The following is a 9,464-nucleotide window of genomic DNA, read 5'->3' on the forward strand; positions in this document are numbered from 1 at the left end:
CTCCAATGAGGGGGAGAGACGGGGGGTCAGCGTCCTGCCTTGCGCTTGTTCCAGATGTCGAAGCCGACCGCGGCCAGCAGGACCAGTCCCTTGATGACCTGCTGGTAGTCGGTGCCGATGCCGACCAGCGACATTCCGTTGTTGAGGACACCGAGGACGAGGCCGCCGATGACGGCACCCATGACGGTGCCGACGCCGCCGCTCATCGACGCACCGCCGATGAACGAGGCGGCGATCGCCTCCAGTTCGAAGTTGAGACCGGCCTGCGGGGTGCCCGCGTTGAGGCGTGCCGCGTAGACGCAGCCCGCGAGGGCGGCCAGGACACCCATGTTGACGAACACCAGGAAGATGACGCGCTTGTCCTTGACGCCGGACAGCTTGGCCGCCGCCTTGTTGCCGCCGAGCGCGTACACATGGCGGCCGATGACCGCGTTGCGCATCACGTAGCCCAGGCCGATCAGCAGCGCGCACATGATCAGCATGACGACGGGGACGCCGTGGAAACTGGCGAGGGTGAGGGTGAACGCGATGACGGCGGCGGCGATGGCCACGCACTTGGTGACCCACAGACCGGTCGGCACGACCTCCAGGTCGAACGCCAGCTGCCGCTTGCGGTCCCTGACTTCGCGCAGGATCAGCACGACCAGGGCGAGCAGCCCGAGGAGCAGGGTCGGGTTGTGGTACTGGGTGTACGGGCCCATCTCCGGGATGAAGCCCTTGGCGATGTTCTGGAAGCCCTCCGGGAAGGGGGCCAGGGACTGCCCTTCGAGGACGATCTGCGTCAGACCGCGGAAGAGCAGCATGCCGGCCAGGGTCACGATGAAGGACGGAATGCCCACGTACGCGATGAAGAAGCCCTGCCAGGCACCGGCGACCGCGCCGATGAGGAGCGACAGGACCAGGGCAAGGACCCAGGGCATGTCGTGGTTGACCATCATCACGGCGGACATCGCACCGACGAAGGCGACCAGCGAGCCGACCGAGAGGTCGATGTGGCCGGCGATGATCACGATCATCATGCCGATGGCCAGTATGAGGATGTAGCCGTTCTGCTGGATCAGGTTGGACACGTTGTTGGGGAGCAGCAGCGTGCCGTCGGTCCAGATCTGGAAGAGGACGACGATGAAGAGCAGCGCGACGAGCATGCCGTACTGGCGCATGTTCGACCGCATGCTGTCGACGAGCGCGGTGAGGGCCGCCGGGCGTGCGGGCGGGGGCGCGGCGGGCGAGTCCTCGCGCGGGGTGGTGGAGGTGGTCATGGGGGCCTCAGCTTCGGGTGATGGTCGTCGTCATCGGCGTGCGCGCGGCTGCGGTCGTCGTCGTGCGGGGCGGCGTCACGCTGGCGGGCGGCGTCATGGGCGGGCCGCCGTCATGTGGCGCATCAGCGTTTCCTGGGTGGCGTCCGCGCGGGCGACCTCACCGGTCAGCCTGCCTTCCGCCATGGTGTAGATCCGGTCGCACATGCCGAGGAGTTCGGGCAGCTCGGAGGAGATGAAGAGCACCGCCTTGCCCGCGGCGGCGAGCTGGTCGATCACCGTGTAGATCTCGAACTTGGCGCCGACGTCGATCCCGCGCGTCGGTTCGTCCAGGATCAGTACGTCGGGGTCGGCGTGGATCCACCGGCTCAGTACGACCTTCTGCTGGTTGCCGCCGGAGAGCCGTCCGACCTGCTCGAAGACCGTGGGGGTCTTGATGTTCATCGAGGTGCGGTAGCGCTCCGCGACCTGGCGCTCGTGGTGCTCGTCGACGACGCCGCGCCGCCGCATCCCGGACAGGGAGGCGAGGGAGATGTTGCGGTTGATGTTGTCGATGAGGTTGAGGCCGTACTGTTTGCGGTCCTCGGTGACGTACGCGAGACCCGCCGCGATCGCCGCCGGAACGGTGGCGACGTTCGCCTTCCGGCCGCCCACCTCGACCGTGCCGGCCACGTACTTGCCGTACGACCTGCCGAACACGGACATGGCCAGCTCCGTGCGGCCGGCGCCCATCAGGCCCGCGATGCCGACGATCTCGCCGCGGCGGACGGTGAGCGAAACGTTGTCCACCACTTTGCGCTGCTGGTCCACCGGATGGCGGACGGTCCAGTCGGACACGGTGAACGCGGTGGTGCCCGCGTCCACGCCCTCGTACGTGCTGCGCTCGGGGAAGCGGTGGTCCAGGTCGCGGCCGACCATCGAGCGGATGATCGCCTCCTCCGACAACTCGGGCTCGGCGTGCTTGGACTGACGTACCGTCAGCGATTCGATGGTGCGGCCGTCGCGGAGCACCGTCACGGTGTCCGCGATGGTGCGGATCTCGCCCAGCTTGTGCGAAATGATGATGCAGGCGATGCCCTGCTCGCGCAGTTCCAGGATCAGGTCGAGGAGCTTCGCGCTGTCGTCGTCGTTGAGGGCCGCCGTCGGCTCGTCGAGGATGAGCAGCTTCACCTCCTTGGCGAGGGCCTTCGCGATCTCCACGAGCTGCTGCTTGCCCACACCGATGTCGGCGACCGGGGTCTGCGGCTTCTCGCGCAGTCCGACCCGCTTGAGCAGGGTGCTCGCCCGGCGCAGGGTGTCGTTCCAGTCGATGAACCCCCGCTTGCCACCGGTCTGTTCATTGCCGAGGAAGATGTTCTCGGCGATGGAGAGATAGGGGACCAGCGCGAGCTCCTGGTGGATGATCACGATGCCGTGCTGCTCGCTGGCCCTGATGTCCTTGAAGGCCACCGGGGCGCCCTCGAAGAGGATCTCGCCGTCGTAGGAGCCGTGCGGGTGGACCCCGCTGAGCACCTTCATCAGCGTCGACTTCCCCGCGCCGTTCTCGCCGCAGATCGCGTGGATCTCGGCGGCGCGGACGTTCAGGTTGACGTCGGAGAGTGCCTTCACGCCGGGGAAGGTCTTGGTGATGCCGCGCATCTCCAGGACCGTGCTCTGCGAGCCCGCGTTCTGGCGGCCCGTCACTTGAGCTGTCCTGCCGTGAAGTACCCCTCGTCGACGAGGAGCTGGGTGTTCGTCTTGTCGATGTTCACCGGCTTCAGCAGATAGGACGGCACGGTCTTCTTGCCGTTGTTGTAGTCGGTGGTGTTGTTGACCTGCGGCTTCTTGCCGTTCAGGGTGGCGTCCCCCATCGCCACCGCCTGCGCGGCCAGCTTCCGGGTGTCCTTGAAGACGGTCTGCGTCTGCTCGCCGCCGATGATGGACTTCACCGACGCCAGTTCCGCGTCCTGCCCGGTGATGACCGGCAGCGGCTGCGTCTTGGAGCCGTAACCCGCGCTCTTCAGGGCGGAGATGATGCCGATCGAGATGCCGTCGTACGGGGAGAGCACCGCGTCCACCCGCTGCTCGCCGTAGTTCTTGCTGATCAGGTCGTCCATCCGCTTCTGCGCGGTGCCGCCGTCCCATCCCAGGGTGGTTGCCTGGTTCATCTTGGTCTGTCCGCTGCGGACCACGAGTTGACCGCTCGTCAGGTAGGGCTGGAGGACCTTGAGGGCGCCGCCCCAGAAGTACTTGGTGTTGTTGTCGTCGGGGGAGCCCGCGAACAGCTCGATCGAGTGCTTCTCGCGCTTCGCCGCCTCCTTCGACGGTGCGCCCAGCTTCAGCTTGTCGACGATGTACTTGCCTTGGAGCTCGCCGACCCGCGCGTTGTCGAAGGACGCGTAGTAGTCGACGTACGGGGATCCCAGGATGAGCCGGTCGTAACTGATCACCGGGATGCCCGCGTCGTGCGCGCGCTGGAGGACCTCGGTGAGCGCCGAGCCGTCGACCGCGGCGATCACCAGGAGTTTGCGCCCCTTGGTGATCATGTTCTCGATCTGGGCGATCTGGTTCTCGGCCTTGTTGTCGCCGTACTGGAGGTCGGTCTGGTATCCGGCCTGCTGGAACTGCTTGGCCATGTTCTGGCCGTCGGCGATCCAGCGTTCGGACGCCTTGGTCGGCATGGAGAGCCCGATCGTGCCGCCCTTGCCGGTGTCGGCCTTGTAGCGGCTGCCGCCCCTGGCCTCCTGACCGCAGGCGGTGAGCGATACGACGAGCAGGGCCGCCAGGGCGGCGCTGCTCAGGGCGCGGGTGGGGCGCATGGGATCAGTTCCCTTCCGGTACGTCGACGGCGTCGGCGGAGGTGGCGAAGGACACGCCGGTGGGCGCGCCGGCCGGTGCCGCGAACCGCCGCAGTTCACCCGGCAGCCGCGAACCCAGCGGGGACATCCCGCCGTCGGCCCCGTGCCGGGCCAGCAGATCGAGCACCAGCCGCCCACGCCGTACCCGCTCGCGGGCAGAGGCAAGCGCGGTGTCGCGCAACTGGGCGCCGTAAGGGTAGATACCGGGGGAGCGGCTCAGCCCGAATTTCAGGTACAGCGGAGCGCCGCGCCGGATCAGTTCGGCCGCCTCGTACATCCGGATGTAACCGCCGAGGTCGTCCGGCGCCTCCACGTAGATGTCCATCGGGGCCCGGCTGACCCGGCGGATCTCGGTGAGGTGATTCAGGGTCAGGTCGGACGGGACGTTGAGGGAGTCGGCGCCCAGCTGCTCGTACACCGCGTACGAGGCCGGGTTGACCGGTCCGGTGAGTGCGGACAGCTTGAGGGTGACGTCGGCGGGCAGCACCCCGGCGACCCGCATCCGGTGCAGGGTCCACAGCACGCCCTCGTCGGCGACGAGCAGGCAGCGCACCCCCAGCTCCGTCGCCCGCAGGGCGTCCTCCACACAGCCGGCGAGCGCGTCGTGGCCCCGGGCGCGCAGCCCGCCGCCGCCGGAGTCGGTACGGGTGGAGCCACCGATGTCCCAGGTGCCGCGCGGCCCGGTGAACAGGCACAGCTCGATGCCGCGCGCCGCGCAGGCCTCCACCATCTCGGTGATCTCGGTGTCGGTGAGCATCCAAACGCCGGAGCCCTGGCTGATCCGGTGCACGGGCACGTCGAGCTGGGCGCTCTCCTTCAGCACGACGGCGAGCGCCTCGGGGCCCTCGACCGAGGGGAGCTCGGTGCGCCAGGTGCCGCCGTCGGGGAAGGAGTGCGCGGAGGTGTCCGCGGGGTCGGTGGCGGGGGAGGGGTGGCCGATGCGGGCGAGGGCTGCGGCGCCGGGGCGGCGGGGGGTGTCTGCCGTAGGGGACATGTGCTCCCGAATTCCTTCTGTTCGATATTTCGGACGTTGTGCGGATCGAGGGGTGTGCGTGTTCGCCCCCGTGGCGTGCGGCGGGTCCGCGTGCGGTGGACCGGCGGCCGACGGGTCTGTGACGTACGGCCCCCACTGGCGGGGTGGGGGCCTACGGCCGCAGCAGCACCTTCCCGGTGGCCGGATCGCCCCCGCCCACCAGGGCGATCGCCTCGGCGAACCGCTCCAGCGGGAACTCGTGGGTGATCAGGGGGGCCGGGTCGAGCAGCCCGAGCCCGAACGCGCGGACCGCGTCCGACCAGGCGAAGGACGGCGCTCCGAAGACACTGCGGATCTCCAGCTGACTCAGCGACAGGTGCACCGGGTCGATGCCCACCGCACCCGGCGTGAACATCCCGGTGAGCACCACCCGCCCGCCCCGCCTGGCCAGCAGGCAGGACGAGGCGGCGGTGGTCGGTGCGCCCGCCGTCTCGACCACCAGGTCGAAGTGCCCGTGTGCCGACTCCGCCTCTTCGGGCGTCAGCACCGTCACCGCACCGAACGCGCGTGCCTGCTCGCCGCGCGCCGCCCGGGGGTCGATCACCGTCAGCCCGTCCGGTGAGGACGCGGCGAGGAGCTGTACGGCGAGCAGCCCGAGGGTGCCCGCGCCCACCACCGCGACCCGCTCGCCGGGGCGCGGCCGCCCTGCCCGTACCGCGGCGGCGATCACGGCCGCCGGCTCCAGCAGCGCGGCGGCGCGCAGGTCCGCGTCGTCGGCCAGCGGGTGCAGCAGCCGGGCGGGGACGGTGACGTGGTCCGCGAAGGCGCCCGGCTCGGTGAACCCGGTCTCCGCGTACCCGCCCGAGCACAGGCTCGTCTCACCGCAGCGGCACCGGGCGCACGTACCGCAGGCCCTGAACCCCTCGGCGACGGTCCGGCGGCCGATCAGTGCGGTGTCCACGCCGGGGCCGACCGCCTCGACGGTCCCCGACCACTCATGGCCAGGAACCAGCGGATAGCGGACGAAGCCCGGGTCGCGGTGGCCGTCGAACACCTCGCGGTCGCTCATGCAGATGCCGGCGGCGGCGACCTTGACCAGGACCTCGCCGGGACCGGGCTCGCCCGGCTCCACCTCGGTCAGCCGGTGGCGCCCCGGCGCGTCGACGACGAGCGCACGGCTCACCCGGGCGCGGGCGGGGGTGCTCACTTCGGCTGCCTCTTCTCCCAGCCCTCGGCCCACAGGTCGAACCGGGCCTGCTGCTGCGGGAACTCGGCTGCCGCGTCCACGTCCAGCTCGACGCCCAGCCCCGGTGCGTGCGAGACCTCGAAGCAGCCGGTCTCCGGGTCGACCTGCGGGGCGCCCTTGACGACCTTCTTGATGTCGGCGTCGGCGAAGTCGTTGAAGTGTTCCAGGATCTTGAAGTTGGGTGTGCACGCGGCGAGCTGGAGCGACGCGGCGGTCAGTACGGAACCGCCCACGTTGTGCGGGGCGACCAGCATGTAGTGCGTCTCGGCGGTCGCGGCGAGCTTGCGGGTCTCCAGGATGCCGCCGATGTGGCCGAGGTCCGGCTGGATGATGTCGACGGCCTGCGACTCGAAGAGCTCGCGGAACTCTATGCGGTCGTGGATCCGCTCACCCGTCGCGATCGGCATGTCCACCTTGCCCGCGACCTTCGCCAGCGCCTTCAGGTTCTCCGGCGGCACCGGCTCCTCCAGCCACGCCGGGTGGAAGGGGGCGAGGTCCTTGGCGAGGCGCACCGCGGTGGAGGGGCTGAAGCGGCCGTGCATCTCCAGCATCAGTTCGGCGTCCGGGCCGATCGCGTCCCGTACCGCCTCGATCAGCGACACCGCGTACCGGCTCTGCTCGGCGTCGAGCTCGAAGTGCCCGGTGCCGAACGGGTCGATCTTCAGGGCCCGGTAGCCGCGCTCCATGACCGTCCGGGCGGCCTTGTGGTAGGCCTCCGGGGTGCGCTCGGTGGTGTACCAGCCGTTGGCGTACGCCTTGACGCGGTCGGTCACCTTCCCGCCGAGCAGCTGCCAGACCGGTACGCCCAGGGCCTTGCCCTTGATGTCCCAGCAGGCCATCTCGACGACCGCGATGCCGGACATGACGATCTCGCCGGCCCGCCCGTAGTCGCCGTACTTCATGCGCCGGACCAGGTCCTCGACGTGGAAGGGGTCGGATCCGACGATGTGGTTGGCGGCCGCCTCACCGAGATAGCCGGTCAGCGCGTCGGTGTGGCCGAGCATGCGCGTCTCGCCGACGCCGGTCAGACCCTCGTCGGTGTGGACGAGTACGTACGTCAGGTTCCGCCAGGGGGTCCCGACGACATGGGTGGTGATTCCCGTGATGCGCACGGCAGTTGCTCCTCAGCAAAATCGCGGTCGTTCGATATTTCGTCACGCGTTCGAAATGTTGGCGTGACCGTAGCCAGCGGGTTTCGGGGTGTCAATGGGTCGCGCACAGAACGTTGCCCGCTGCGGGGCATTGCCCGGCGAACGGCCGCCGGGCTAATCTGCGTTCGTGATACCGATCACCGATCGGAATTTCGAACGCACGGTGAGGCACACCGCTCGCGGAAGCACGCTTCGGAGAAAGTTGGGTGGAGGGCCATGGGACGCCACGTTCCCGCAGTGACCAGGGCACTGGACATACTCGAACTGTTCCTGGAGGGTGACGGCACGCTGTCGGCCCCCGACATCACCCGCAAGCTGGGCCTGCCGCGCACCACCGTGCACGAACTCGTCACCACGCTGGCCGCGCGCAACTACCTGGTCACCGTGGAGGGGCAGCCCGGACGATACCGACTGGGCGTGCGCAACTACCAGTTGGGCAGCCGGTACGCCGAGCAGCTCGACCTCGCGGCCGAGGGCCAGCGGGTCGCCCGCGAGGTCGCCGAGACCTGCGACGAGACCGTCCACGTCGCCGTACTCGAGGACGCCGACGTCATCTACATCGCCAAGGTCGACTCCACGCACGCCGTCCGCATGGTCTCCGCCGCCGGGCGCAGGCTCCCCGCGCACTGCACCTCCGTGGGCAAGATGCTGCTGGCCTCCCTGCCGGAGGACGAACTCCACGCCCGTATCGACGGCCGCGAACTCACCGGCATGACCCCGCACAGCATCACCGACCCCCAGGACCTGCACCGGGCGCTGGCCGGCATCCGGGAGTGCGGCCTGGCCGCCGAGCACCGCGAGTCCAACCCCGACGTCAGCTGTGTCGCCGCCCCCGTGCGCGACCACACGGGGCGGGTCGTCGCCGCGCTGTCGGTGTCGGTCCCGATGATCCGCTGGACCGAGGAGCGCGAGGCGGAACTCGCCGGACTGGCCGCCAAGGGTGCCGCGGACCTGTCGCTGCGCCTCGGGCACCGTGGCGCAGGGCGGTCCGCATGAGGGCCGAAATCGCCGTACGGGAGCGGGCCGAGCTGGGCGAGGGTCCCACCTGGGACCCGGCCACGAACCGCCTGATCTGGGTGGACATCCTCGGCTCCCGCGTCCACACCTTCGAGCCGGGAACCGGCCGCCGCACCGTCCTGGCCACCGAGCAGCACGTCGGCGCCGCCAAACCGCGCAGCGGCGGCGGCCTGGTCGTCAACCTCCGCGACGGCGTGGGCGCGTACGACCCCGACGGCACCTTCCGCTGGCTGCACCACGACCCGGTCCCCGGCCGGCGCGGCAACGACGCGGCGGTGGCGCCCGACGGCTCCCTGTGGGCCGGCACCATGCGCTACGACGAGGCACCGGGCGGCGGCCACCTGATGCGGATCGACCCCGCGACCGGCGCCCCCACCGTGCTCCTCGACTCCGTGGCCGTCAGCAACGGCACCGGCTGGAGCCCGGACGGCACCCGTGTGTACTACGTGGACAGCCCCACCCGCCGCATCGACGTATGCGACGCGGCCGGTCAACCCCCTTTGCCCAGACGCCTGTTCACGGAAATCGAACCTGGCGCGGGCTTCCCCGACGGCCTCACCGTCGACGCCGAGGGCTGCGTCTGGGTCGCTCTCTGGGACGGCGGCCAGATCCGCCGCTACACCCCGCAGGGACGCCTCGACCGCACGCTCCACCTGCCCGTCCCACGCCCCACCGCCTGCACGTTCGGCGGCCCCGGCCTGCGCGACCTCTACATCACCACGGCCCGCACCGGTCAGTCCCACCCCCACCCGTATGCGGGCTCCCTGCTCGTGGTCCCTGGCGCGGGCCAGGGACTGCCGGCCCCGGCCTTCGCGGGCTGAAGGGTCCCCGGCGGCACCGTACTTGGCGGGCCGAAGGGGCGGCGGCCCTGCTCGGTGTGGGGGCCCCCGCCCGGGGGGGCCCCCCCCGCCCCGGGGGCAATAGAATATGGGGAGGGGCCGCAACGGGGGGGGCGCGGAGGGGGTGGTGGACAGGGGGGCCCCA

At 70.2% G+C, this 9,464-nt stretch carries 8 protein-coding genes; 2 read left to right on the forward strand and 6 right to left on the reverse strand.

Features of this window, described 5'->3' with window-relative positions:
• Positions 1-26: 26 nt before the first annotated feature.
• From mmsB to ACFWVV_RS35345, 6 genes are all read right to left on the reverse strand, one after another.
• Complete coding sequence (mmsB, locus tag ACFWVV_RS35320; RefSeq protein ID WP_384347931.1) at positions 27-1,259, reverse strand: multiple monosaccharide ABC transporter permease; 1,233 nt, start codon at positions 1,257-1,259, stop codon at positions 27-29.
• A gap of 93 nt (positions 1,260-1,352) precedes the next feature.
• Positions 1,353-2,894, reverse strand: a complete 1,542-nt coding sequence (mmsA, locus tag ACFWVV_RS35325) for a multiple monosaccharide ABC transporter ATP-binding protein (RefSeq protein WP_384348308.1) — start codon at positions 2,892-2,894, stop codon at positions 1,353-1,355.
• A 41-nt stretch (positions 2,895-2,935) separates the two neighbouring features.
• A complete protein-coding gene (gene chvE / locus ACFWVV_RS35330) occupies positions 2,936-4,054 on the reverse strand; it encodes a multiple monosaccharide ABC transporter substrate-binding protein (protein ID WP_384347929.1) in 1,119 nt (372 codons plus the stop codon).
• A gap of 4 nt (positions 4,055-4,058) precedes the next feature.
• Positions 4,059-5,087: a hypothetical protein gene (locus ACFWVV_RS35335; protein ID WP_384347926.1), complete on the reverse strand. Its 1,029-nt coding sequence runs from the start codon at positions 5,085-5,087 to the stop codon at positions 4,059-4,061.
• Positions 5,088-5,238: 151 nt separating this feature from the next.
• The gene (locus tag ACFWVV_RS35340) at positions 5,239-6,273 is read right to left on the reverse strand and encodes a zinc-binding dehydrogenase (protein ID WP_384347924.1); all 1,035 of its coding nucleotides are present in this window, start codon (positions 6,271-6,273) and stop codon (positions 5,239-5,241) included.
• On the reverse strand, positions 6,270-7,424 hold the full coding sequence (locus ACFWVV_RS35345) for a mandelate racemase/muconate lactonizing enzyme family protein (RefSeq protein WP_384347921.1): 1,155 nt from the start codon (positions 7,422-7,424) through the stop codon (positions 6,270-6,272). The genes ACFWVV_RS35340 and ACFWVV_RS35345 overlap by 4 nt, the downstream gene beginning before the upstream one ends.
• Positions 7,425-7,679: 255 nt before the next feature.
• Here ACFWVV_RS35345 and ACFWVV_RS35350 point away from each other — a divergent pair, with 255 nt between their 5' ends.
• Positions 7,680-8,459: an IclR family transcriptional regulator gene (locus ACFWVV_RS35350; protein ID WP_384347918.1), complete on the forward strand. Its 780-nt coding sequence runs from the start codon at positions 7,680-7,682 to the stop codon at positions 8,457-8,459.
• Positions 8,456-9,301, forward strand: coding sequence for an SMP-30/gluconolactonase/LRE family protein (locus ACFWVV_RS35355; protein WP_384347916.1), 846 nt, complete (start codon positions 8,456-8,458; stop codon positions 9,299-9,301). The genes ACFWVV_RS35350 and ACFWVV_RS35355 overlap by 4 nt, the downstream gene beginning before the upstream one ends.
• The last annotated feature ends 163 nt before the right edge of the window (positions 9,302-9,464 follow it).

This window comes from Streptomyces sp. NPDC058663 (genome assembly GCF_042716745.1).
GTDB lineage: Bacteria > Actinomycetota > Actinomycetes > Streptomycetales > Streptomycetaceae > Streptomyces.

Coding starts and splice junctions, on each gene's coding strand:
- mmsB (WP_384347931.1), bottom strand. CDS start 1,259: ATGACCACCTCCACCACCCCGCGCGAGGACTCGCCCGCCGCGCCCCCG.
- mmsA (WP_384348308.1), bottom strand. CDS start 2,894: ATGCGCGGCATCACCAAGACCTTCCCCGGCGTGAAGGCACTCTCCGAC.
- chvE (WP_384347929.1), bottom strand. CDS start 4,054: ATGCGCCCCACCCGCGCCCTGAGCAGCGCCGCCCTGGCGGCCCTGCTC.
- ACFWVV_RS35335 (WP_384347926.1), bottom strand. CDS start 5,087: ATGTCCCCTACGGCAGACACCCCCCGCCGCCCCGGCGCCGCAGCCCTC.
- ACFWVV_RS35350 (WP_384347918.1), top strand. CDS start 7,680: ATGGGACGCCACGTTCCCGCAGTGACCAGGGCACTGGACATACTCGAA.
- ACFWVV_RS35355 (WP_384347916.1), top strand. CDS start 8,456: ATGAGGGCCGAAATCGCCGTACGGGAGCGGGCCGAGCTGGGCGAGGGT.